The sequence below is a fragment of the Paenibacillus vulneris genome, from assembly GCF_039543185.1.
In the GTDB taxonomy this organism is placed as follows: domain Bacteria; phylum Bacillota; class Bacilli; order Paenibacillales; family NBRC-103111; genus Paenibacillus_S; species Paenibacillus_S vulneris.
In genome coordinates, this window is the sequence record NZ_BAABJG010000056.1 from 32,010 (window position 1) to 55,105 (window position 23,096).

A 23,096-nucleotide genomic window follows, 5' to 3' on the forward strand; every position below is an offset into this window, starting at 1 on the left:
CCGGTCTCCGCTTTAGGGTGGAGATTTTATTTTTGCCCGTTAAGCCCCTTATATAAGTATAGTTCCCGCATTATAGGAAATAGTAGAGTAATAGAGAAACCGTCATGGAGAAAAAAAGATGGATGTACGGATCCATACAAAAGGAACCGGCGAGGATTGACCGCGCTGGCAGAAAAAGGTACGCTAATGGATGAAAGTACACTCCAGATAAATAAAGGATGTGGGTGGATTGCCAAGACATTTAGTCATCGGAAACGGCAAGTTTTTGATCAACTTAGACCGTCAAACGTACATGAGAGATTTATATTATCCCTATGTAGGGCAATTAAACCACGTCGGAGGGTACCAATGCAGAATCGGTCTATGGGTCGACGGAGCCTTCACCTGGTTGAATGATCCGGATTGGTCATTCCGGTTAGCCTATGCCGAGGATTCCCTGATCACCGAAGTCACTGCCGAGAATGCCCGGTTAGGCATTACTTTGCTGATTAACGACGGGGTGCATCAGAGGGAGGACATTTATTTAAAACGGGTACAAATTCACAACCAATGGGATAAAGTGCGCGAGGTACGTATATTTTTCAACCAGGACCTCGTTATTAACGAAACCGAAGTCGGCGATACAGCCGCTTATTATCCGATCAATAATACGGTATTTCACTATAAAAAAGATAAATATTTCATGTTCAGCGGCAGTACGGGTCCGGAAGGCATCTATCAGTACACTACCGGGGTCAAACGGTTTTACAATGCCGAGGGCACTTGGCGGGATGCCGAGGACGGCCACTTGATGGGCAACGCTATTGCGCAAGGCTCCGTTGACAGTACCATCAGCTTCCGGCTCCATGTGCCCCCTCATGCCGATGAAATTATGTATTACTGGATGACGGCAGGCAAAAATCTGGAAGAGGTCAAAAAGCTCGACGCCTATGTGAAGGAAAGCCATCCCGGCAAGCTGCTCGACCGCATCAAGGTGTATTGGCAGCGCTGGGTTAACAAATCCGAGCGCGATTACGGCGATCTCAGCCCGGAGGTCGTGCGCCTCTATAAGCAAAGCCTGCTGATCGTAAGAACGCAGACGGACGTCAACGGAGCGATCATCGCCGCCAATGACTCGGACATTATGCAGAGTAACAGAGACCACTACAGCTACATGTGGCCGCGTGACGGCGCTTTAATCGCCTATGCCATGTCCATGGCCGGCTATCAAGGCATGGTAACGCCCTTCTTCCACTTCTGCGCCAACGTGCTGTCGCCGGAGGGATATTTGCAGCACAAATACAACCCGGACGGAACGGTCGGCTCCAGCTGGCATCCTTACATTCATGGAGGCAAGACACAGCTTCCGATCCAGGAAGACGAAACCGCGCTGGTCTTGTTCGCGTTATGGCAGGACTTTCTGAAGCACGGCGTCATCGAGCTTCCCCAGTCTTTGTACCGTACCCTGATCCGCCGGGCGGCCCGCTTCATGTCGACTTACATCGATCAGGATTTGAACCTGCCGAAGCCGAGCTACGACCTGTGGGAGGAACGGTACGGGATCTATACGTTTACGGCCTCCGCCGTATACGGAGGGCTCATCGCTGCCGCAAACTTCTGCAGCCTGTTCGGCGACGAGGAACGCAGCAGCAGGTACAAGCACACCGCAGAGAGGATCAAAGCGGGCATCCTGAAGCATCTGTGGGACGACGAAGAGCAGCGCTTTGTCCGCGGCCTTTATCTCGAGAACGGAGAATGGGTTAAGGATAGAACCTTCGAGAGCAGCGTATTCGGCATCTTCGAATTCGGCGTCCTGCCTGCCGACGATCATCGAGTCGTCCGTACGATGCAAACGAACCGGGACCGCCTGACGATTAAAACCGATATCGGCGGCGTAGCGCGATATTACCACGACTATTACTTCCAGCGTTCTTCCGACATCGAGAACATCCCAGGGAATCCATGGATCATCTGTACGCTCTGGATTGCCGAATGGGAGATCGAGTATGCCAAGACGCTGGCCGAGCTCGAAGGACCGCGCCGTACGCTGGAATGGGTCGTGAAGCACGCTATGGAAAGCGGCATCCTGTCGGAGCAGCTCGATCCGTTCGACGGAAGCCCCGTATCGGTAGCTCCTCTCACCTGGTCACATGCGACCTATGTGCTTACAGTCGTCAAATATATGGAGAAGTACCAGAAGCTTACTAAAGCTTAAAGCAACTAAGTCGCCATCAATAGATAAAGCCTGGACTCACCCGCTACTTTTGCGGGGAAATCCAGGCTTTTATTGTGTAATGGGCCAACCGTGAGGACGATGGCGGAAGCTTACACTTGCTTCGCTTCCTGAATCTGCGCCTGAGGATCGGAGACCAAGGCTTCCTTATACTCCACTCTTTCGATTACACAGCCCGGACCTGCCTTAATCCGGTTGCCCCTCACGATTTTGGCCGTCGTGTACTCCAATTCAATATCGTCGCCCTCTATGATGTCGACGGTCAACTGTTTGGCGGCGAATTTGGGCAGAAAAGGGTTCAACAGCGACTTCAGCCCGCTCCGGCGCACGGTTATCTTCTCTCCGCCAATTTCCTGTGCCCGGCAAGGGCCGTACATAGTAATATCGATGCGTCCAGCATTCAACAGCCCGCCGACTTGAACGGTCCCCTTCACCTCGAAGGTTTCCGCCTCGCTGTCGCCATCGATTTGAAGTCCGCCCTCAACGCGAACATGGTCGCCGGCCGCGCTGCCCTTGATTTGGGCGGAACCGCTGCAGTCCAGCTCGCGGTAAGCGAGATTGCCGTCAATCTTGGCCTCCCCGCTGACCTTCCATCGGGACGCTTCGGCATTGCCTTCTATGCGGCAGGTTCCGCTGATCATGGCGTCCTCCGCGTGCAATTGACCTTTGACTCCCCCTTTGCCATTGACTTGAAACTCCATGCATTTGGTGTCGCTCAGCAAGGTTCCGAATCCGTCAATCTTGACGTTTCGAAAGCTGCCTCCGCCCGATGTTCCGCTGCCTGCAATGACGATATCCTGATCGTTATAATGTTCCATTCCGTTCCCTCCATCTTCATGGTATGCCCCATTCTGCATATCCTCAAATTTACAATCTCTAGTAAGCTTAATTAACGAAACAATGTTTCAAATTACAATCGGCTTTCACAAGTAAGGAGTAGGTGAAATGGTTAGAAGTAAGCTGTGAATGCTATAATGAAGCATGAAAGTCATGATCTCACAAACACAGTGTAACATAACACTGTTACGTTGTAAATACAGAGAAGCCTGGTCAACATGGAATGAATGCCATATTTTTTGCTCCGAGCCTTTGTCTAGCGTCAGGAATATCCTTTATATGCCATACCTAACCACATCGTTTGGTTACCAGCCGCTTTTACTTTGAAAAAAACTCCTCACCTTATGCTTTATGCATTAGTTGAGGAGCCGCTTTCTTCTTATTCATGCCCGTAGGTTGCTTCATACTTCGCTGCATCCCACAGCTTGTCCAGCTCAGCAGAATCCGCGATCTCCACCACGATCATCCAGCCGTTGTCGTACGGGGACAAATTGATAACGCCCGGGTTGTCCTGCAGCTTGCGGTTAATGTCGATAACTTTGCCGGAAATCGGCGCGTACATCTCGGACACGGTCTTGACCGACTCCATGCTTCCGAACGGCTCTCCAGCTTTGAGCGTATCCCCCACCTCGGGAAGCTCTGCGAACACAATCATGCCAAGCTCTTCCTGCGCGAAATCGGTCATGCCGATAACCGCCCGATTGCCTTCCACACGAACCCATTCGTGATTTTCGCTGTATTTCAAGTTATGTAATACTTCCACTTGCCGTTTCCTCCTGTCTGACAATTAAAAAAAACCTCTAGCTGCAGTATAGCAGACCAGAGGGAGATTTTGAAATACAAGTATTCAAAACCGAACTACCGGAGCTTATTTCGCAACCAGGTGCTTGTCGCCTTTTTTCCAGTTCATTGGGCACAGACCGCCGGATTGCAAAGCCTCCAGCACGCGGAATGTTTCTTCTACGCTGCGGCCGACATCGTTGTGGTTAACTACCTGATATTTTAATTCGCCTTCCGGGCTGATGATGAACAGGCCGCGAAGCGCAATACCTTCTTCTTCAATCAACACGCCATAGTCGCGAGCAACCTTTTTAGTCAAGTCAGATGCCAATGGGAAGTTCAGCTTGCCCAGGCCGTTCGAATCCACTGGCGTGTTGATCCATGCACGGTGGGAATGAATGCTGTCGGTGGATACGCCAAGAACTTCTGTGTTCAGCTTCTGGAAATCAGCATAGGCTTCGCTCAGAGCCGTGATTTCGGTTGGGCATACGAAAGTGAAGTCCAACGGATAGAAGAACAATACCAGCCATTTGCCTTTGTAATCGGACAAGGATACTTTGCCGAAATCCTGGCCGTTGCCTGCTGCAGTTTCCATTGTGAAATCCGGCGCTTGTTTACCTACCAAACGTTCTGCCATTGGATCATGTCCTCCCCTAACGCTTGTTTTTCATGTAAAATCGTACCAAACGCCCCAGGGAAAGTCAATATTATAACAATTACTTATTAATAATGATTATAATTCACATTATTTTTTCATGCCATAAACAATGAAGACCCTTAACCATCCCCTGCAGATGGAAGAGTCTTCACTATGATGAATCTATTTATAAATGCAATACAGAGGACGCAGGAGTCGGAATTGATGATACATCGGCTCCAGACCTGCCCTTGGGTGCCTTTATAACCTATTATTTACGGATCGCATTCACGATCAGATCGCCCATAGCGGTCGTACCGATCGCTTTGCTCTTGTCTACAGCGATGTCGCCTGTGCGATGTCCGGCATCAAGAACTTCTTTTACCGCACGCTCGATAGCTTCAGCAGCATCATGATAGCCGAAAGTCAAACGGAACATCAAGGCTACGGAAAGAATCGTTGCGATCGGATTCGCTACGCCTTGACCCGCGATATCCGGAGCGGAACCGTGTACCGGCTCGTACAAGCCGAATGCGCCTTCGCCAAGAGATGCGGAGGACAGCATGCCGATAGAGCCTGTCAGCATCGCTGCTTCGTCACTCAAGATATCTCCGAACATATTCTCGGTTACGATAACGTCAAAGCTCGAAGGACGACGAAGCAATTGCATAGCACAGTTGTCAACCAATACATGCTCGAGCTCTACATCCGGATAGTCAGGAGCGATACGGTTTACCGTTTCTCTCCACAGACGGGATGTTTCAAGCACGTTCGCTTTATCTACGGAAGCCAGCTTTTTGCGGCGGGTTCTTGCAATTTCAAAAGCTTGACGCACGATGCGCTCAACCTCTTGAACGTTATATACGCAAGTATCAACCGCTTCTTGTCCGTTAGCGCCTTCGCGACGGAACTTCTCGCCGAAGTAAATACCGCCTGTCAGTTCACGCACAACGATCAGGTCGGTGCCTTCCAATACTTCCGGCTTCAAAGTGGAAGCATCCTTCAAGCAATCGAAAATTACGGCCGGACGAATGTTGGAGAAAAGCCCCAACGCTTTGCGAATGCCGAGAAGACCTGTTTCCGGACGAAGCTCTTTAGAGTTGTTATCCCATTTAGGACCGCCAACTGCACCCAGCAGCACAGCGTCGGCTTTTTTACATAGATCCAATGTTTCTTGAGGAAGCGGAGTTCCCTTCTCATCGATAGCGATCCCGCCGAACAAGCCGTGCTCGGTTTCAAAACGGTAGCCGAACACCTCTTCCGTCTTCTTCAACACTTTCTCAGCTTCAGCTACAACCTCAGGTCCGATGCCGTCCCCGGCGATTACAGCGATTTTTTTAACGTCTGCCATTAGGTTCACTCCTACACTTTAAGTATTATATTCTTTGTACCATATTTAGCCCCCTGTGACAAAGATATAAAAGCTATGATCGTCATAGGAATTGCCTATAATAACAAAGAGAGACCCTCTGACAGCCGTTTCTATGGAATGCCGCTTATGGAGTTCATTGCCCTTGCAAAAAGAAGCTTGTCATCCCGGTTCCAAAGGTTTACAATACTTTGAAAAATACATGTCATATGATAAAGGAGCCTGTGTATGGATTACCGATTCTCCGATACGACGGAAAGCTTCAAATCTTCGGCAGTAAGGGAAATTTTGAAGCTGACCCAAGGCAAGTCCATCATATCCCTCGCAGGGGGATTGCCGAACGAGCAGTATTTCCCTATTGATGCTGTAAGGGATGCCTTCTCGCGGGTGTTCGACGAAGGCAAGCAGGTGCTGCAGTACGGCCTGACCGAAGGGTTCACCCCGCTTCGCGAAAGCATCAGCCGCCACTTACAGCGCAAGCAAATCCATGTCGGCATCGATGATATGCTTCTTACGACAGGCTCTCAGCAAGCTATTGACTTGTTGACGCGGGTGTATGTAGATCCCGGCGACGTGATCCTGGTAGAGCGTCCCACCTACCTGGCGGCTCTTCAAATTTTTCAATCCCGCCAGGCGCGCATCGTCTCTGTCGATTGTGACGACGACGGCATGAATCTAACCGATTTGGAAAATAAGATTCAGCAGTATAATCCTAAGCTGATCTATGTGATCCCTACCTTCTCCAACCCTTCCGGAAAAGCATGGAGCCTGGAACGCCGCAAGGGCGCTCTGGACATCTGCAAGCGCAATAACGTGCTTATCCTGGAAGATGATCCTTACGGCGAATTGCGGTTTGGAGGCGAAGAGGCTCTGCCATCGCTCTTCGCGCTGGACGAGCATCCGAACGGCTGCGTCATCTATACGAGCACCTTCTCCAAGATCGTAGCCCCTGCTCTACGCACCGGCTGGGCTATCGGGGACCCTCGGGTTATCCGCCATATGACGCGCGCGAAGCAGGCCGCTGATTTGCATTCCAGCTCGATGGACCAGCAAGCTCTGCATCAATTGTTCCTGCATTTCGATCTTTATGGACATATCGACCTGGTACGTACGGAATATGAGAAGCGCATGCGTCAAATGGTCGAGCTGCTGAAGCAGCAGGATTGGAACGGCGCCCGCTGGATCGAGCCCAAAGGCGGCATGTTCATCTGGGTGGAGCTCCCGGAGCACATAAACACAGAAGAGCTTCTTAAGCTCGCCGTAGAAGAAGGGGTAGCTTTTGTTCCCGGTGTCAGCTTCTACGCGGATGAGCCTAAGCATAATACGATGCGTTTGAACTTTACGCATACCGATACAAAGCAGATGATGGAAGGTATCGAACGGTTGAACCGAGCTATTCATAAAGTGCTGTGATTGCTGTGTTCGGCGTACAAAGAAACAGCAGCCCTCGATTGTATTCGAAGGCTGCTGTTGTTTTATTCTATGCGCTGCAGCTCAAAGGCATGTTCTCGTGCGAGCCAGTTCTCTTTCTATTAATAGAAGCACGCTCTCGTCACGATAACCAGCAAAATGAACAGTACCAGGATAGTGCCAGTGCTAGTAAAGACGCCGCCTACTCCTGTTCCACAGCCGCAGCCAACTCCTCCTAATCCGAATCCTCCCATAGCTCCCATCCTCCCTTCTTAAGGAACTGATGTATTTTATGATAGACGCTTGCAGAGGGAGTGGGCTATTAGAGGAATAGGGCATATCCCCAGGAGGGACAACCGTCAGGCATCTCAAAACACCCCTATCAATGTACAGGACCATGCGTAGAAGCGCGACAGCTGCCATTCCGGCTGGATTAGAAGCACAATACCCCCACGGGCGATGCCTCGGCATCGAAGCTGATTCAAGTACTTTGCGGCAAGCCTCAATCCAAAAAAGTTGCATCGTGTCAAAAAAAGACGGCTTGAAGATGGGAAAGCCGGAGGATATTCCCCCCTGCATTCCCGTGTCTTCAAGCCGACTTGATTCATACTCTATATTATGCGGAACGAATTATTACTTCTTGATCCAGTGCATCATTTCACGCAGCTGGGAACCTACTTGCTCCAACGGATGCTCGGATTCCAGACGGCGGGTAGCTGTCAAGAAAGCACGGCCGGATTGGTTCTCCAAGATAAAGTCGCGAGCGAATTTACCTTGTTGGATATCGGAAAGCACTTCTTTCATTGCTTTCTTAGTTTCTTCCGTAATGATGCGAGGACCTGTTACATAGTCGCCGTATTCAGCAGTGTTGGAGATGGAATGTCTCATAGTAGCCAATCCGCCTTCATACATCAGGTCAACGATCAATTTAAGCTCGTGCAAGCACTCGAAGTAAGCCATTTCTGGAGCATAGCCAGCTTCAACCAAAGTTTCGAAACCTGCTTTAACCAATGCGGATGCGCCGCCGCACAGAACTGCTTGCTCACCGAACAAGTCTGTTTCGGTTTCTTCACGGAAGGAAGTTTCGATAACTCCTGCACGTGTGCAGCCGATACCTTTAGCATAAGCCAAGCCGATTTCTTTAGCTTTGCCTGTTGCGTCTTGGTGGATAGCAATCAAGCCAGGTACGCCGAAGCCTTCAACGTATACACGGCGAACCATGTGACCTGGGGATTTTGGCGCTACCAGCAATACGTCTTTATCAGCGGACGGATTGATTTGGCCGAAGTGAACGTTGAAACCGTGGGAGAACATGATCGTTGCGCCTTGTTTCAGGTTCGGCTCAATTTCGTTATGGTATACGCTTGCTTGAGTTTCATCCGGCATAAGGATTTGAACTACATCAGCCAATTTGGTTGCTTCCGCAACGGAGAATACTTCGAAGCCGTCATTTTTCGCTTGCTCGAAGGATTTACCTTGGCGAAGACCGACGATAACTTTCAGACCGCTGTCGCGCAGGTTTTGCGCTTGGGCATGTCCTTGGCTACCGTAACCGATAATTGCGATTGTTTTCCCTTTTAGTGCGTTCAGATCAGCGTCTTTTTCATAATAAGTTGTAACTGCCATGGATAATAGCTCCTCCTTTTGTTTAAAAACCCTGTGAGTGGGCGATACAACGGACGACCTGTCGGCCAAGGACCGCTGCAATGATTTCAAGCCCTAAAGTGATCCGCTCTAACCCCCACTCACAAGGGTCATTGTACCGTTAGTAATGGTTCCCTACAACAGAAAAATAATGACTATTTCACCGACCCGCGAATCATGGCGGTAACACCGGTTCTGGACAGCTCGCGAATGCCGTAAGGCTTCAGAAGCTCGACCATAGCGTCGATTTTCTCGGAATCCCCGACCACCTGAACGATCAGCGAGGACGGGCCGATATCGACAACCGCGGCACGGAAGGTTTCGACTACGCCCAGAATTTCAGGGCGAGCGCCAGGCTCCGCACTCACCTTGATCAAAGCAAGCTCACGGGCAACCATAGGGTTCGAGCTCAAGTCAACGACTTTAATGACGTCGACCAGCTTATACAGCTGCTTGGAGACTTGCTCGAGCGTCTTCTCGTCGCCGGTCGTTACGATAACCATACGGGAGAGACCCGCTTCTTCGGATTCTCCCACCGTAATGCTCTCGATGTTAAAGCCTCTGCGTCCGAACAAGCCGGATACGCGCTGCAGGACGCCGGGTTGATTGTTCACTAGTACGGAAATGGTATGTCTGTAATTCATTCCGAATCCCCCATTATCATTTCATCTATCGTCGAGCCCTGTGTAACCATCGGATACACGTTCTCACCTTTACGGACTACGAATTCGACGAGTACCGGACCCGGGGTGTCCAGAGCTTCCTGCCAAGCACGGCGCGCTTCCTCTTTGTTCGTTGCTCTCAAGCCTTTGACGCCGTAGGCTTCTGCCAGCTTGACGAAGTCAGGGCTTCCTGCCAGGTCGATATGGCTGTAACGGTTGTCGTAGATAATTTCCTGCCATTGACGCACCATACCCAGCACTTGGTTATTGATAACGGCAATTTTGACAGGGATGTTATTGATGGCGCAGATCGCCAGCTCTTGCGAGCACATTTGCATACCGCCGTCGCCGTTGATCGATACGACCAAACGGTCGGGGTGAGCTACCTGCGCACCGATAGCAGACGGGAATCCGAAGCCCATCGTGCCCAATCCGCCGGAAGTGATCCAGGAGCGCGGATGATTGAATTTATAGTATTGGGCGGCCCACATTTGATGCTGGCCTACGTCGGTCGATACGATCGCTTCGCCCTTTGTCGTTTCGTGAATCATCTCGATGACATATTGCGGCTTCAGCTCCGTATCGGAGTCCTTGTAGCGCAGCGGACGATTTTTGACGTTCTCCTGAACTTCCTTGATCCAGGCTTCCGAGCTGGCAGGCTTCGCTTTTTGCAGCGCAAGCTGCAGAACGGCTTTTACGTCGCCGACGCAAGGAATCGTAGCTTCGATGATTTTGCCGATTTCCGCCGGATCTACGTCGATGTGGACGATTTTCTTCGCTTTCGGAGCGAAGCCATTTACCTTCATCGTGACCCGGTCGTCAAAGCGTGCGCCGATGCTGATCAGCAGATCGCAGTTCTGCAGAGCATTGTTGGCCGCATAAGCTCCGTGCATCCCCGGCATGCCGATCCACAGCTCATGAGCGCTTGGGAAGCCGCCCAGGCCGAGCAGCGTCGTCGTTACCGGAATGCGTGTCTTCTCAGCGAAGGCCAGCAGCTCTTCTGACGCGTTGGAGTATACAACCCCGCCGCCTGCCAGAATAACCGGACGTTCGGATTCGGCGATAGCCTCCAGCATACGGTCAACCTGCAGCTTGTTAGGCTGAACGGTCGGGTTGTAGCCGCGAATGTCCACTTTGTCGGGATAATAGAAAGGCGCTTTATCGTTCGACACGTCCTTCGGAATATCAATCAATACCGGACCCTTACGTCCTGTAGAAGCGATATGGAAAGCTTCCTTGATGATCCGAGGCAAATCATTAACGTCGCGAACCAAATAGCTGTGCTTCGTAATCGGCATCGTAATACCGGTAATGTCAGCCTCTTGGAAAGCGTCCGTTCCGATCACCGAGGTCGCTACGTTCCCCGTGATAACAACCAAAGGCACCGAGTCCATGTAAGCTGTCGCAATCCCCGTCACGAGGTTGGTAGCCCCCGGACCGGAAGTGGCGATACAGACGCCGACTTTACCTGTAGAACGGGCGTAGCCGTCAGCCGCGTGAATAGCTCCTTGCTCATGGCGTGTCAGAAGGTGCTTGAAGTCCTTATTTCCGTGCATCGCATCGTAAATATATAAAACCGCCCCGCCCGGGTAACCAAAGACGCAATCTACGTCCTCCAGCAGCAAACTACGCAGTAACATTTCCGACCCTGTGATGACATCCGGCTGCAGCAGCTCTTTACGCAATTGTTCTTTTGACTTTTGAGTGGTTTGAACGATCATGATTTTTTCCTCCTCTCGAAAAATGAGAAAACGTCTGTGACGTATTCGAAGTACGGCTGTATGGACAGCATCGTACAAAAGCAAAAAACCCCTCTCATCCCAAACGCCGACAAAGAGCGTCTGAAGGGACGAAAGGGGTTCTAATCTTCCGTGGTACCACCCAGAGTTTGTTATCTGCCTCACAGCAAACAACCTTAGCAGGTATGAAGCCATCCTTCGGCAAGCATACCTTCAGCACGGTAACGTGTGCTATTCCGATTCCCCCTACTAGCTAAGCCATTACAGCCGGCATACTTTTCAGGGAAACAGCTCCGAGGTGAGCTCGTACATAAGGGATTAAGGCATCGGTTGCAGCTTATCCTCTGCTCTCTGAACATAAGAGCCCTTATAACTTCGTCCTCATCATTGCCGTTTTCAGCAAGTTGTACTTTTCAATCATTATATGCCGAAACATCCGAAGAGTCAAGTGCCATTCCCATGATGATCGTTCGCATTTTTTGGGATAGCCCCACAAAGCCATCGATGCCGCTGACGCGGTGCCACAGGGACTGGAAATGGGGGGCAAGAATAATTCCCACAGTAGCTGGGCTTGGCATCGAAGCTGTTCAGGTGCTTTGCGGGGAGCTACGAAATGGTTGGGGTCTATGCAGCAAAAAAAAATCGCTTGCCCATTGAACCAAGTCAAGGGAAGCGATTTTGAACTATTACGCTTAGGCGTTAACTTTTTGCTTAGCTGCTGTAGCCAGATCGTTAAACGCAGTGATGTCGTTTACGGCAAGCTCAGCCAACATTTTGCGGTTAACTTCGATGCCGGACAGCTTCAAGCCGTGCATGAATTTGCTGTAGGACAAGCCGTTCATGCGAGCTGCTGCGTTGATACGAGTGATCCACAATTTGCGGAAGTCGCGTTTTTTCTGGCGACGGTCACGGTATGCATACAGCAAGGATTTCATAACTTGCGCGTTAGCTGTTTTAAATAAACGGTGTTTGGAACCGAAATAACCTTTAGCCAATTTCAAAATCTTTTTATGACGACGACGAGTTACGAACCCGCCCTTTACTCTTGCCATGATTCATTACCTCCAAAGTTTAAGTAGAATAAAATTACGAATTAACCTTTGATGTTAGCCAGTTGCTGCTTCAAGCGTCTTACGTCGCCTGCAGCCATAACCGGGTTAGTAGCAAGAACACGCTTTTGACGTGCGGATTTACCGGATAACAGGTGGTTTTTGTAAGCTTTGTATCTTTTCACTTTGCCTGTACCTGTAATCTTGAAACGGCCTTTCAAGCTGCTATGTGTTTTCATTTTTGGCATGACGTGTAGTCCTCCTTATAAATTATACTTGCTGCTTCGGCGATAAAATCATGATCATGCTGCGGCCTTCCAGCTTCGGTCTGCGCTCAACAATGCACAGTTCCTCCACTTCGGCTGCCATCCGCTCAAGCACTTTTTGCCCGATGCTAGCATGGGCGATTTCACGACCGCGGAAACGGACGCTCAGCTTGACCTTGTCGCCATCATTCAAAAACTTCACGACGTTGCGCTGCTTTGTTTGAAAGTCATGCTCATCAATCGTGGCGCTCAAGCGAACTTCTTTAATTTCGATGACTTTCTGGTTCTTACGGGCTTCCTTTTCTTTCTTCTGCATTTCATAGCGGTACTTCCCGTAATCCATGATCCGGCACACCGGCGGCTTCGCCGTTGGAGCAACGTTAACCAAGTCCAAACTGGCATCCACAGCAATTTGAAGCGCTTCGCGAATCGGCTTGATCCCGAGCTGCTCCCCATCCGCACCGATCAGACGAACTTCCTTCGCCCGAATTTCATCGTTAATTAAATGCTCTGTACTAATAACCTGCCACCTCCATTAGGATTGTGAGATAAGCCTCTATGGGGATCTTTCAAATGAACGACCGCACCCAGAGGTTGGTTTATGCGCCAATAGGAGTGAGTTTTCGCTAAAGCAAAAACAGTTCCTATGTGCTAAAAAAGAAAAGACGCGGGCACAATGGGCCCACGTCTGTTAAGGTTCAAGTGATCGATTTCATTCCACATTCACTTTAGCTTATAACCAGCCAACTTCAAGTCGGTCAGGTGAGAAGCGGGCGCTTCTTCTTTTGCACCAAAGAATCATATCATATTCTATTTAGGAAGTCAACAAGTTCGCAAATTGTAAGCTAGCTAACCTGCTTGCTTTGAACCTCTTCCAATCGAATGACCCTTGTATGCTCCGTATGGCTCCATTGCTTGTTGTTTTGCGTGAAGAACGCGTACACCGTAATCGGCCACCAGGAAAGCATAAATACAGGGAACGTGATCAGGTACATCCAGGTTTTCCAGGACGCCTTTTCGATAATCAGCGCTAACGGGAACAGGACGTAGCTGACAATAGCAACGATCGTGAACAGGGCCGGCGCATAATCGAACAGCGATCTCAGTGAAGGAATACCCGGCATCATCATATCGATCCACAACGCGATGGAAACGATAGAACCGATCAGAATGACATAAACATTCAGCGCGTATACGGCCGTATCGATCTTGGCCCAGCTGGCTTCCTTCAGACCCTGCCAGAACAACGGGAAGAAATAGCGGCGGGCGACATCAAAGTGTCCCTGCATCCATCTCAAACGCTGCCTTGCCGATGCCTTGAAGGTCAGAGGCTTCTCGTCGTAAACCTTCGCATCATAGTTAAACGTAGGATTAATGCCGCGCTGCACGCAGCGCATAGTGAATTCCAGGTCTTCCACCAGGCTTGTAGCGCCCCAGCCGATCTCTTTCAGGAGATTGGTTTCAAAGCACATGCCCGTTCCGCCAAGGAAATTAGCCAGTCCCAGGTTTTCACGAGGCAGCTGCCACAAGCGGTTGCAGTACCAGTAGGTTACCGCGTAAGCTGCGGTAATCCAGGAATCGTTCGGATTTTTGGTATCCAGGTAAGCTTGAATAACACGGGAACCATTGCACAGATCATTGTTCATGTGCTTCAAATAATCAGGGTTCACCAGATTGTCTGCATCGAACATAACGACCGCATCATAGCTGCGGGGCATCTTCCAGAGCTCCTTCAGCATCCATTCAATGGCAAAACCTTTGCCGCGAAGCTTCGGATTGTTGCGCTCGCAGGCATGAACGCCCATGTTCCGGGCGATGTCTGCGGTTTTGTCCGTACAGTTATCGCAAATTACAAAAACGTCATACAATTCTTTCGGATAATCGAGGTTTTTCAGGTTATCGATCAGCGCTCCGACGACTTGTTCTTCGTTATGAGCCGCAACCAGTATGGCAAAAGACTTTTGCGGTGCATGCTGCGCTTTAGGCTTGCGCCGGAACCAACCAAAGCATGTCAAAAAAAGCTGGTATCCTCCGACTAACGCCAAGACAATCTGAATGCCTAGTATTACATTGTCCAGCATCATAAATCCCCCTTTTTTATGTACCTCAAAGTCTTTTCTCTCTCTACTCTCTATAGTTATGAACTTCGATGGTCTCTTTTGGATTTGTGTGGGTAGCCGAATATGATTTTCCTCTCTTTGCCCCGTTTTGTCAAAAGCCCCTGAAAGCTCCTTTTAGTCAGATCTATGAGCTATACGGTCAAAAACAAGGCAAATTAAACAAAGCTCTCTGCCAACCAGCTTTTACATCTCATTTTCATCGATTTTCAGCTTTTTTTCAGTTTAGCATGATTTAACAGCTGCAGCATCCGGGCAATTAACGGATTCAGAAGCCGCTTGTCCTTTCAACTTGCGCTTGTACAAGCAGGTACCTAAATGTGATCCCACGACTGCGTAAGCTGTATGCCTCCCTGCCGCGGATTACGGGAACGGCATACGCTACTATGATACAACAATTCAACGTCGTGTACAAATTGTGGAAAATGTACCCAAAAGGACATAAGGATGCCTATGCGGCGGCACTTCATAATTCCTTACCCTGCCGCGAGCCATTCTAATCATCCGAATGACGGGCTTGTGCACTCATACATTCTAGGTCTAATGGGCCCGTCCGGCAAAACCGCAACACGGCACCAGCACCCGCTATCCAAATTGACGAATGTTTCCGTCTCCAACCCTCAACTCTTCTAAAATTGTTGCATAATCGACAGGAGAAAAGGGAGGCTTGTTCGTTCATAGAAGCTCACAGGTTGACAGGTGGCCTGTCCATTAACCGTTCGGAACACGTCTCCCGAATAGCCCCGACGTGATAGGAAATGCCGTTTGAGGACCCCGTAGAGCTTCTGGGCTCTACAAGCGGTCGCCCATTGTTAGAAGAGCATTAACGCGGCGTTAAATATGATTTGAGCCTTTTTATTATGGAATTGATATTCCATTAACAAAAGGGGATTACACTTATGTATATGTTCGCTATCTTGAGCTTATCCCAATTTTTGAAGGAGGAAGGGGCAATGAGCAAAGTCATGCTCTGGCTTCAGTTTCATGAAAAGCGGCTGTTTCGTTGGGTCAATCAGCGGCTTCAGCACAAAGTACTCGATTATGTATTTAATACGATAACCCACCTGGGAGGCGCGACGATGACGATCCTGGCATCCCTGGGCTTGACCTTATTCGGGCAGGACGGCTGGAGAATGGCCGGGGTCCATTGCTGTGTCGCTCTGGCACTCAGCCACATCCCCGTTGCGATTATAAAACGAGCCTACCCGCGGCTTCGTCCTTATCTTGTTCTTCCCGACACGAATACATGCAAAAAGCCGCTGACCGATCCTTCCTTTCCGTCCGGCCATACAACCGCTATTTTTTCCCTCGCCGCACCGATATCTTATGCCGCCCCCTGGCTGGGAACTATTTTCATTCCGCTTGCATTCTTTGTAAGCTTGTCGCGTATATATTTAGGACTCCACTATCCATCCGACTGCTTGGCCGGGTTCTTGATCGCAATGACTGCCGTATTGGTCACCGCGCCGATATTCGGGTAATGATTTGGGCATAATAGGGACTATGTTCACTTTCTGTAAACCATTTGGCACAAGGTATGGTGAAGAGCCTATGAGTAAAAAAAGGGTCTTGTTATTATCCGAAGGCTTCGGTGCCGGACATACGCAAGCTGCTCACGCTTTATCTGTAGGCCTTCGTATGCTCTCTCCCGATATTCAGACCCGCGTTATGGAGCTTGGTACTTTTTTGCATCCCACACTGGCTTCATGGATTCTGACGGCCTATCGCAAAACCGTCACGAAACAGCCTAAACTATACGGCCTCATGTACCGCTACCAATACAAAAAATCATTGAACCGCTTTACCCGGCTGGCGCTGCATCGGATTTTTTACTCCCATGCCGCCGAGGTCATCAATCACCTCCGCCCCGACACTATCGTATGTACGCATCCGCTTCCAAGCGCCGTAATTTCCAGGCTAAAGCGGGCCGGTTTAGATGTTCCCTTATGCACGGTTATAACGGATTATGACGTTCATGGCACCTGGGTCAGCCCCGAGGTAACCAAATACCTCGTACCAACTCCCGCCGTAAAAGATAAGCTGCTCCAGCGCGGCGTTCCCGCCGAGGCGATCGAGGTTACGGGCATCCCGGTCCACCCTAACTTTTGGGAGAGGCATAACCGCGAGGAACTCCGGGCCCGCTTTCAGCTTAAGGCTATGCCCACGGTCCTTATTATGGGCGGAGGCTGGGGCTTGATTCACAATACGGAGTTTATGCAGTACTTCACCCGTTGGCGTGACCAAATACAGCTGATTATTTGCCTGGGTAAAAATGACAAGGCTCTAGGCCTTTTATCCGAGGACGAAAGGTTCAGGCACGAGAATATAAGACTAATGGGGTTCACGAGAGAAGTAGATAAATGGATGGACGTGTCGGATTTATTAATTACAAAGCCCGGAGGAATGACCTGCACGGAAGGACTGGCCAAAGGAATTCCCATGCTCTTCTATACACCGATTCCGGGCCAGGAGGAAGAAAACCTGCAGTATTTCACCCAGCACGGCTTCGGCGAGCGGATCAAGTCTGCGGAAACGATCGACCATTGGTTTCAGCTGCTGATAGACCGGTACCCGGAGGTCCAAAAAAGAAGAGCCCTGCTGAACCGGTATATAAACAGCTATAAGCCCGCAGATTGTCCGAGCGCCATTATGGAATTAGTGAATGCAAGCCGCTAAAAGACTCCGGAGCCGGGTCCCTACCCGTTTATCAATGACCGGAGCTATATGTTGCGAAGATATTCTAGCCGATGAAAAAAAGCATGCCGGGCCTTAGGGCTCAGCATGCTTTTCCTATATTAATCCTCTTCCGCATCGTCAGAAGCTTCCACGTTCTTTTCCTGCCGTTCATTCAGCTCCAGCTGGCGCAAATGGTTCTCTAAAGCAGCGGAGCCGATAACGACCTCCAGGCGATGAATATTCATTCCCTTATCATGAAACTTCATTTCATATTCCGTCATAACCAAATCCGTTCGCGGTCCTTCCGCGTGAAGATCCAAAGAAATGTTGCGCATGCGAAGTCCCATATCGGCAAAAGAATTCAATGAAAATTCGAATAAGGAACGCGAATCTGTCTTGAAATGAATTTCGCCCAGGTCATTTAAAATATCGATATATTTGCGAACAAAGCCGGAATGTGTCAAACGGCGGCGCGCGTGACGTTTTTTGGGCCAAGGATCGCTAAAGTTCAAGTAAATGCGTTCCAATTCGTTCGAATCGAAAATATCCTCGATTTTTTCAATATTAAAAAGCGCCAGTCTCAAATTGTCCAGAGTCCCGCCATGCTCCTCACGGGAAAGCTGCGCCTTCTCAGCCGCTCTTCTCAGCAGTTCGTCGTACATATCGACGCCTATGTAATTGATATCGGGGTTCAAGGCGCTGAGCTGACTGATAAATCGGCCCTTCCCCATTCCCAGCTCGACATGAATAGGCTTGTCATTGCCGAACAATTCCTTCCATTTGCCTTTATAAGCCGCTGGATTTAATAGGATAAGACCCGGTTGTGCCTCCAACGCTTCCCTGATCCCTTTTCTACCACGTAAACGCATCGTCATCCTCCAAAAAACTGCAATCTCAATTTCAGTTCAGTGAGAATTATACTCTGAATTGCCGTTAAAGAAAAGACCGGTCCATGCAACCTGCCCTGCATGGACCGATATAAGCCGGATATCATACTTCGAGAAGGTGATAATCCACTTTGGGCTGTTCGGAAAACAGATGAGCTTCCATCGTTTCTCTCACCTTTTTACGAGCCGCGGCGGCCAGCCCCGGCTGTTCCCAGAAGTGAGTACCCATACTGAGCGCCCAAGCTTCTTTAACCGTAAGCTCCACGAGCATCTTGTGATCTCCGGATGGAAACATAAAATGGCTCATAGGGTGCCCGAATTAACGGTCGTTTGCATTAGACTCGTTACGGTTGTTGTTGCGAAGTCCTGCCAAGCCCAGCAAACCAAGCAAGCCTAACCAGCCCCAGCCGGAGCCTGTTCTTGTCGTATTGTCCGCGTTAGCACGGTAGCTGGTTGTGTTGTAATTTCCGCCGTAGCCATATGGTCTGTACGTGTGATCATACGTATTTCCATACGTATTCATACGGTTCAGCAAATTGTTGCTGCTATAAGTTCCCGTTCCAGTCCCGGTTCCGGTAGGCGTGCTAGTGCTTGTGGCATTGTTCGTGTAGGTGCCGTCAGGTGTCGTGGAAGTTCCTGTAGTGGAACCCGTCGTGCTTAAATTAGTCCCGGTAGTAGTACCAGTGGTACCATAAGTGCCAGTACCGGTAGTACCCGTACCCGAAACGCCTGTGCTAGAGGTCGTATCCACATTATAAGTGCCGTAATTGCCGGTAGTCGACGATGTCGTTCCCGTACCGGAAGTAGTCGAAGTACCCGAAGTCGAAGTGGATGCTTCGGCAAAAGCTTGTCCCCCAAATCCCAAAGAAGCAGTAAGAGCCAGGGTCATAACGGTTTTACTAAGCTTGTTCATGTGGTTGTAATCTCCCTTCGCAGCTTGGTTTTGTTGGTGCACCTTTAGCATGGTCCCTTGATGAAATAAATATCCTCACCGGGCGATAGGAGCTTTTGTCAAGGAAAAATTCGCAAAGCATGCGTTTTTGCGATAAAATAAAGAGGTCGAAGATCCTCGAATTCCGCTCCCAAAGGGACTTCCGAGGTTAAGCTCATACAACTATAAAGGAGTTCACTATAGATGAAGCAAGCGGCAATATCACCTATTCCTGCAAGCTGGGGAGATAAAAGGTTTCATACCTGGAACGTGGAAATGCGCCGGCAGTTTGGTACGAAAGTATTCAAGGTTATGCTGGATGCAGGGTTTACTTGTCCCAATCGGGACGGATCTATTGCGGCAGGAGGCTGTACCTTCTGCAGTGCGCGGGGGTCGGGAGATTTTGCCGGCAGCCGCCGCGACGATCTGGTGACCCAATTCAACAAAATTCGGGATCTGCAGCATAAGAAATGGCCCGAAGCCCAATATATCGGTTATTTTCAAGCCTATACGAACACGTATGCCCCGGTAGAAGTGCTTCGGGAATATTTCGAGGTTATTCTGGAGCAGCCGGGAGTTGTCGGATTATCGATTGCTACAAGACCCGATTGCCTTCCCGATGACGTCGTCGAGTATTTGGCGGAATTAAATGAAAGAACGTACCTGTGGGTGGAGATGGGACTCCAAACCATTCATGAATCTACCTCGCAGTTAATTAATCGGGCCCACGACACGGAATGCTACCTGGATGCGGTAGCCAAGCTGCGCAAGCATAACATTCGCACCTGCGCCCATATTATTTACGGGCTTCCCGGCGAGACGCATGAAATGATGCTGGAAACCGGCCGCGCCGTGGCTCAAATGGATGTGCAGGGCATCAAAATTCATCTTCTCCATTTGATGCGCAAAACTCCGATGGTCAAGCAGTACGAAGCCGGTTTGCTGCAATTTCTGGAAAAGGATGAGTATGTGAAGCTGGTCGTCGATACGCTGGAAATATTGCCTCCGGACATGATCGTTCATCGGCTTACCGGAGATGCTCCGAGGGATCTGCTCATCGGACCTATGTGGAGCCTGAAGAAATGGGAGGTTCTGAACGCATTCGATCAAGAGCTGAGAAGACGCGATACTTGGCAGGGTAAATATTGGAATAAAGACAGGTCCTGAATATACAAGCCATCATTACACAGAGAAAGAAGATGAAGGGAAACGACCAAGGATGTACATGACGAAAGGAGCAATGCTTCGTGAAAAAGACATGGATAGCGGCGCTGGTCACCGCCGCGATGATCTCCGGCTGCACCAGCGAGCCTGCCTCGCAGCCGAAGGAAAGCCCGACGCCCGCGAAGCCTGCTGACACGGGCGAGCTGGTCTCGCCGCCAAAGGCGGAGCAGCCGGACGATACAGCGTCCGGCACCACCGCTGGCGGCGACAGCGGGGCCGCTGCCCCTCCGGCGGCAGCGGAAGAGCCTGCTGCGCCCAGCCATGGCGCAGCAAGCGGCGGCGGCGCGGCGACGGGCGCGCCGAAGAAGCCGGCAGCGGACAAGCCGACGCTGCCGCCGGCAAAGACGCCGGCGTTGAAGGAGCCGACGCCGTCCCCGCAGACGGTGGCCGAAGCGCCTAAGCCCACCGAGCCGGTAACGCCATCCTTGCCGGCCTCAGCCTTTAAGGAGCCGCCTAAGGCAACTCCCTCCCCTACGCCGTCGGGAGAAGGCAGCAAATCGCCTATCGTCCCTCCGGTACAGGATCTTCTCACTCCGCCTATGGCGGGGGGAGGCAAATAAATCGTGTTTCTTCTATAGAATATGTAGGTTTTAAAACTATGTAATTTTTTTAACGGCAATGATCCTTTGAACTTATTTTATTATTGAGACTATAGTCATATTTTGGAGGCTCCAATGGGTTTCTTATCCATTCTAAGCTTTGCTCATAAACTGATACAGGAACGTGTCGCTCCAGGCGAGACCGTAGTGGATACTACGGCAGGCAATGGGGTCGACACCGTTTTTTTAGCCAAATGCGTAGGTCCGCGAGGAACCGTTCACGCCTTCGATATTCAGGAGCAAGCCCTGCTTCTGACGGAGCAGCGTGTTGCCAAAGAGGTGCCCGGGGGCTCCTCGGTTCAGCTGCATTTACGCAGCCATGCGCTGCTCAAAGACACTCTGCCTATAGCGGCGCATGGGCACGTCGGAGCTGTCATGTTCAATCTGGGTTACTTGCCGGGCGCCGACCAGGAGACGATTACGAAGCCCGAATCCACCATCCCTGCGCTGCAAAGCGCTCTGGACGTTTTGCGTGTCGGAGGGATTCTGACGATTGCCTTGTACACCGGGCATGAAGGCGGCGGACTTGAAGCCGAAGCCGTTCATCAATGGGTCGAACAGCTTCCGCAGCAGCAGTACCAGGTCCTGGAATATCGCTTCCTTAACCGGCATAACAGCCCACCTTACTTACTGGCGGTAGAAAAAAGACAATCGAGCTGATATAATGCTACTAAAAAATTGGAAAAACCTTAGAAAGCAGGGAATGCATTGAAACCATATCCATTATTATTTCAACCCGAAATGAAAGAGCGTGTTTGGGGCGGCCGTGCCCTGGAGCAATTCGGCCTGAAGCTGCCCGATGGCCCGATAGGCGAAGGCTGGATGATTGGAGATCATCCGAACGGCACAACCAAGGTGGTGAATGGCGAGCTTGCGGGCATGGGCCTGGATCAAATTCGCGAGCAATATGGCAAAGAGCTGTTCGGCACCAAAGGCTTCTCCGAGAAAAACGGCCGTTTCCCTCTGCTGATCAAGCTGCTGGACTGCCAGGACGACTTATCCGTTCAGGTGCATCCGAATGACCATTACGATCGCCTTCCGCAAGGAGAGCTCGGCAAGACGGAAATGTGGTATATTCTCGATGCCAAGCCCGGCGCCAAAATTATTTACGGGCTGAACGACGGAGTAACCCGCGAGCAATTGGCTCAAGCCATTGAGGAAAACCGCATTCTGGATTGCTTGCGTGAAATCCCGGTTGAAGCTGGAGACTCCTTCTATATCCCTGCAGGTACGGTTCACGCGCTGGGCGCAGGAATTCTGGTAGCGGAAATCCAGCAAAATTCGGACAGCACTTATCGTTTATACGATTACAATCGCTTGGGGCTTGATGGAAAGCCGCGTGAGCTTCACATTGAAGACTCCTTGAACGTTATCGCTTACGAAGGCTCGGGTTCCTCCTATATGAAAACCGAGCTTGCGGGCGCCAATCAATGGCTTACGCTGGCACGCTCTCCGTTCTTCATTACGGAAAAAGGCAAGGTGGAGCAAGCCTGGGCACTGCAAACCACTACAGAAAGCTTTGTGATTCACATCATCTGCGACGGCACCGGCACTATCCAATGGGCCGATGGAGAGCTTGCCGTCAAGCCTGGAGAATGCTATTTGATCCCGGCCAATCTGGGGAACTACACGTTGACCGGATCCATGACCGTGCTTCGCAGCTATCTCCCTTAACCTTAATCGAGTAGGAGGGGGTGATTAACCCCCGTCCTCTCACACCACCGTACATGCGGGTCCGCATACGGCGGTTCCAAAAGGTTAACAAAGCTCCGAGTAACGAGAAAGTAAACTTTTCAGCCCTTTCGATTCCCAGTGGGACGTCGGAAGGGCGTTGTTTGTGTTTCGAGACATTTCCCATGCTCCTCGCCGGGAGTTGGCCATTTTTAAGACCGCCCATTCAGGGACTCCGAGTGCTCGAAGTTCACGAATGCGAGTTTTCACACGCTTCCATTGTTTCCAGAGGCACATTCGCAATCGTCGTCGAACCCATTGGTCGAATCTCTTGCAATGGTTCTTCGCCGAAGCGAGTCGGAAGTATCCCATCCATCCCATGAGGT

The 23,096-nt window shown here is 50.4% G+C and carries 25 protein-coding genes and 1 other annotated feature; of the genes, 8 read left to right on the plus strand and 17 right to left on the minus strand.

All coding sequences use genetic code 11. From position 1 onward, the window contains the following. Positions 1–229 precede the first annotated feature (229 nt). Positions 230–2,194, plus strand: a complete 1,965-nt coding sequence (locus ABEA66_RS35725; protein WP_345595266.1) for a glycoside hydrolase family 15 protein — start codon at positions 230–232, stop codon at positions 2,192–2,194. Positions 2,195–2,304: 110 nt separating this feature from the next. Here ABEA66_RS35725 and ABEA66_RS35730 read toward each other — a convergent pair whose 3' ends face one another. The 4 genes from ABEA66_RS35730 to leuB all read right to left on the minus strand — a co-directional run bounded on the left by ABEA66_RS35730 (position 2,305) and on the right by leuB (position 5,817). Beyond that, positions 2,305–3,030 (minus strand): polymer-forming cytoskeletal protein, encoded by a 726-nt coding sequence (locus tag ABEA66_RS35730; RefSeq protein WP_345595268.1) that lies wholly within the window; start codon positions 3,028–3,030, stop codon positions 2,305–2,307. 398 nt (positions 3,031–3,428) lie between these two features. Next, the gene (gene gcvH / locus ABEA66_RS35735) at positions 3,429–3,812 is read right to left on the minus strand and encodes a glycine cleavage system protein GcvH (protein ID WP_345595270.1); all 384 of its coding nucleotides are present in this window, start codon (positions 3,810–3,812) and stop codon (positions 3,429–3,431) included. Between the two features lie 105 nt (positions 3,813–3,917). Beyond that, the gene (locus ABEA66_RS35740; protein WP_192704561.1) at positions 3,918–4,466 is read right to left on the minus strand and encodes a peroxiredoxin; all 549 of its coding nucleotides are present in this window, start codon (positions 4,464–4,466) and stop codon (positions 3,918–3,920) included. A gap of 271 nt (positions 4,467–4,737) precedes the next feature. Next, entirely contained in the window at positions 4,738–5,817 is a 1,080-nt protein-coding gene (gene leuB / locus ABEA66_RS35745; protein WP_079913551.1) for a 3-isopropylmalate dehydrogenase, read from the minus strand. Between the two features lie 246 nt (positions 5,818–6,063). Between leuB and ABEA66_RS35750 the strand changes: the two genes are divergently transcribed. Further along, positions 6,064–7,248, plus strand: a complete 1,185-nt coding sequence (locus ABEA66_RS35750) for an aminotransferase-like domain-containing protein (RefSeq protein ID WP_345595273.1) — start codon at positions 6,064–6,066, stop codon at positions 7,246–7,248. Positions 7,249–7,367: 119 nt separating this feature from the next. Here ABEA66_RS35750 and ABEA66_RS35755 read toward each other — a convergent pair whose 3' ends face one another. The 8 genes from ABEA66_RS35755 to ABEA66_RS35790 all read right to left on the minus strand — a co-directional run bounded on the left by ABEA66_RS35755 (position 7,368) and on the right by ABEA66_RS35790 (position 14,686). Further along, positions 7,368–7,499, minus strand: coding sequence for a hypothetical protein (locus ABEA66_RS35755; protein WP_256865525.1), 132 nt, complete (start codon positions 7,497–7,499; stop codon positions 7,368–7,370). A gap of 379 nt (positions 7,500–7,878) precedes the next feature. Continuing rightward, positions 7,879–8,871, minus strand: a complete 993-nt coding sequence (gene ilvC / locus ABEA66_RS35760) for a ketol-acid reductoisomerase (protein ID WP_079913553.1) — start codon at positions 8,869–8,871, stop codon at positions 7,879–7,881. A gap of 173 nt (positions 8,872–9,044) precedes the next feature. Further along, entirely contained in the window at positions 9,045–9,533 is a 489-nt protein-coding gene (gene ilvN, locus ABEA66_RS35765) for an acetolactate synthase small subunit (protein ID WP_345595276.1), read from the minus strand. Continuing rightward, entirely contained in the window at positions 9,530–11,272 is a 1,743-nt protein-coding gene (ilvB, locus tag ABEA66_RS35770; RefSeq protein ID WP_079913555.1) for a biosynthetic-type acetolactate synthase large subunit, read from the minus strand. Before ilvB ends, ilvN begins: the two co-directional genes overlap by 4 nt. Before the next feature lie 710 nt (positions 11,273–11,982). Then, a complete protein-coding gene (gene rplT / locus ABEA66_RS35775; RefSeq protein ID WP_079913556.1) occupies positions 11,983–12,342 on the minus strand; it encodes a 50S ribosomal protein L20 in 360 nt (119 codons plus the stop codon). A 41-nt stretch (positions 12,343–12,383) separates the two neighbouring features. Beyond that, positions 12,384–12,587 (minus strand): 50S ribosomal protein L35, encoded by a 204-nt coding sequence (rpmI, locus tag ABEA66_RS35780; RefSeq protein WP_079913557.1) that lies wholly within the window; start codon positions 12,585–12,587, stop codon positions 12,384–12,386. 22 nt (positions 12,588–12,609) lie between these two features. Continuing rightward, positions 12,610–13,125: a translation initiation factor IF-3 gene (gene infC, locus ABEA66_RS35785; protein WP_036746454.1), complete on the minus strand. Its 516-nt coding sequence runs from the start codon at positions 13,123–13,125 to the stop codon at positions 12,610–12,612. Positions 13,126–13,258: 133 nt separating this feature from the next. Next, positions 13,259–13,396: a sequence feature (ribosomal protein L20 leader region), on the minus strand. A 54-nt stretch (positions 13,397–13,450) separates the two neighbouring features. Beyond that, positions 13,451–14,686, minus strand: coding sequence for a glycosyltransferase family 2 protein (locus tag ABEA66_RS35790; RefSeq protein WP_079913558.1), 1,236 nt, complete (start codon positions 14,684–14,686; stop codon positions 13,451–13,453). A gap of 356 nt (positions 14,687–15,042) precedes the next feature. Here ABEA66_RS35790 and ABEA66_RS35795 point away from each other — a divergent pair, with 356 nt between their 5' ends. The 3 genes from ABEA66_RS35795 to ABEA66_RS35805 all read left to right on the plus strand — a co-directional run bounded on the left by ABEA66_RS35795 (position 15,043) and on the right by ABEA66_RS35805 (position 17,398). Further along, the gene (locus tag ABEA66_RS35795; RefSeq protein ID WP_144028024.1) at positions 15,043–15,222 is read left to right on the plus strand and encodes a hypothetical protein; all 180 of its coding nucleotides are present in this window, start codon (positions 15,043–15,045) and stop codon (positions 15,220–15,222) included. A gap of 453 nt (positions 15,223–15,675) precedes the next feature. Further along, positions 15,676–16,203, plus strand: coding sequence for a phosphatase PAP2 family protein (locus ABEA66_RS35800; protein WP_079913581.1), 528 nt, complete (start codon positions 15,676–15,678; stop codon positions 16,201–16,203). Positions 16,204–16,273: 70 nt separating this feature from the next. Then, a complete protein-coding gene (locus ABEA66_RS35805; RefSeq protein ID WP_079913559.1) occupies positions 16,274–17,398 on the plus strand; it encodes an MGDG synthase family glycosyltransferase in 1,125 nt (374 codons plus the stop codon). Between the two features lie 119 nt (positions 17,399–17,517). Here the strand turns inward: ABEA66_RS35805 and trmB are convergent, their stop codons facing one another. From trmB to ABEA66_RS35820, 3 genes are all read right to left on the minus strand, one after another. Beyond that, positions 17,518–18,267: a tRNA (guanosine(46)-N7)-methyltransferase TrmB gene (gene trmB, locus ABEA66_RS35810; protein WP_345595283.1), complete on the minus strand. Its 750-nt coding sequence runs from the start codon at positions 18,265–18,267 to the stop codon at positions 17,518–17,520. Between the two features lie 121 nt (positions 18,268–18,388). Continuing rightward, the gene (locus tag ABEA66_RS35815) at positions 18,389–18,556 is read right to left on the minus strand and encodes a hypothetical protein (protein WP_345595285.1); all 168 of its coding nucleotides are present in this window, start codon (positions 18,554–18,556) and stop codon (positions 18,389–18,391) included. A 48-nt stretch (positions 18,557–18,604) separates the two neighbouring features. After that, on the minus strand, positions 18,605–19,198 hold the full coding sequence (locus tag ABEA66_RS35820) for a WGxxGxxG-CTERM domain-containing protein (protein ID WP_345595287.1): 594 nt from the start codon (positions 19,196–19,198) through the stop codon (positions 18,605–18,607). 222 nt (positions 19,199–19,420) lie between these two features. On the opposite strand from ABEA66_RS35820, the gene mnmL reads away from it, so the two are divergent. Next, positions 19,421–20,383 carry a tRNA modification radical SAM protein MnmL/YtqA gene (gene mnmL, locus ABEA66_RS35825; RefSeq protein ID WP_192704567.1) on the plus strand — a complete coding sequence of 321 codons (963 nt, stop codon included), beginning with the start codon at positions 19,421–19,423 and terminating at the stop codon, positions 20,381–20,383. On the opposite strand, the gene ABEA66_RS35830 is transcribed toward mnmL, so the two are convergent. After that, positions 20,280–20,972 (minus strand): hypothetical protein, encoded by a 693-nt coding sequence (locus ABEA66_RS35830; protein WP_345595290.1) that lies wholly within the window; start codon positions 20,970–20,972, stop codon positions 20,280–20,282. The two genes, mnmL and ABEA66_RS35830, sit on opposite strands and share 104 nt — an antisense overlap. A 142-nt stretch (positions 20,973–21,114) precedes the next feature. Here ABEA66_RS35830 and mnmM point away from each other — a divergent pair, with 142 nt between their 5' ends. Both mnmM and ABEA66_RS35840 read left to right on the plus strand, forming a co-directional pair. After that, positions 21,115–21,699 carry a tRNA 5-(aminomethyl)-2-thiouridylate-methyltransferase MnmM gene (gene mnmM, locus ABEA66_RS35835; RefSeq protein ID WP_345595292.1) on the plus strand — a complete coding sequence of 195 codons (585 nt, stop codon included), beginning with the start codon at positions 21,115–21,117 and terminating at the stop codon, positions 21,697–21,699. 48 nt (positions 21,700–21,747) lie between these two features. Next, a complete protein-coding gene (locus ABEA66_RS35840) occupies positions 21,748–22,713 on the plus strand; it encodes a type I phosphomannose isomerase catalytic subunit (protein WP_079913565.1) in 966 nt (321 codons plus the stop codon). A gap of 84 nt (positions 22,714–22,797) precedes the next feature. On the opposite strand, the gene ABEA66_RS35845 is transcribed toward ABEA66_RS35840, so the two are convergent. Further along, positions 22,798–23,096 (minus strand): group II intron maturase-specific domain-containing protein (locus tag ABEA66_RS35845; RefSeq protein WP_345595295.1); only part of this gene is annotated, 299 nt, incomplete at its 5' end.